Source organism: Rhodovulum sp. BSW8 (assembly GCF_003314725.1).
Taxonomy (GTDB): Bacteria; Pseudomonadota; Alphaproteobacteria; order Rhodobacterales; family Rhodobacteraceae; genus Rhodovulum; species Rhodovulum visakhapatnamense.
Map to the genome: position 1 here is coordinate 1 of NZ_QNVX01000064.1, position 867 is coordinate 867.

An 867-nucleotide genomic window follows, 5' to 3' on the forward strand; every position below is an offset into this window, starting at 1 on the left:
TAGGCTCAGGACCCATTGATCTGCTTGAAACCGCTACGGCTGAATGATTCAAGCTCCCGGACTGACGGTGGGTGATGATGAGCAACCTTTTCTGGCTGACCGACGAGCAGATGGAGCGGTTGAAGCCGTTCTTTCCGAAGAGCCATGGCAAGCCGCGGGTCGATGATCGGCGCGTGTTGAGCGGAATAATCTTCATCAATCGCAATGGGTTGCGCTGGTGCGATGTGCCTCGGGAGTATGGCCCGCCGAAGACCCTCTACAACCGCTGGAAGCGGTGGAGCGACATGGGTGTCTTCGCCCGGATGATGGAGGGGCTGGCCTCCGAAGGCGGCGAGGAGAAGGTTGTCATGATCGACGCGACGTATCTGAAAGCGCACCGCACGGCTTCGAGCCTGCGGGCGAAAAAGGGGGGCCCGTCGATCAGCGCGGGCGCCTGATCGGGCGCACGAAGGGTGGACTGAACACGAAGCTGCACGCCGTCACGGACGCCAGGGGGCGTCCGCTGCGGTTCTTCATGACGGCGGGCCAGGTCAGCGATTACACCGGTGCCGCGGCCCTGCTGGACAGCCTGCCTGCCGCAGAATGGCTGATCGCCGATCGGGGCTACGACGCCGACTGGTTCCGAGAATCGTTGAAAGACAAGGGGATACGCCCCTGCATCCCGGGCCGGAAGTCGCGCGGAAAGGCAGTTCGCTACGACAGGCGCCGATACAAGCGGCGCAACCGGATCGAGATCATGTTCGGCAGACTGAAGGACTGGCGCCGCATCGCGACCCGCTATGACAGATGCGCAAAGACCTTCCTCTCCGCCATAGCCCTCGCCGCAACCGTCATCTTCTGGCTTTGACGATCAATGAGTCTGGAGCC

Annotated in this window: 1 protein-coding gene; it reads left to right on the forward strand. The window is 62.3% G+C overall.

From position 1 onward, the window contains the following. Nucleotides 1–77 precede the first annotated feature (77 nt). Nucleotides 78–847, forward strand: a protein-coding gene (locus tag DSD19_RS19590) for an IS5 family transposase (protein ID WP_256359803.1) whose coding sequence is annotated in 2 segments (ribosomal slippage) — nucleotides 78–417 and nucleotides 417–847 — 771 coding nt in all. Because the reading frame shifts where the segments join, the coding sequence is not laid out codon by codon here. Nucleotides 848–867: the final 20 nt, after the last annotated feature.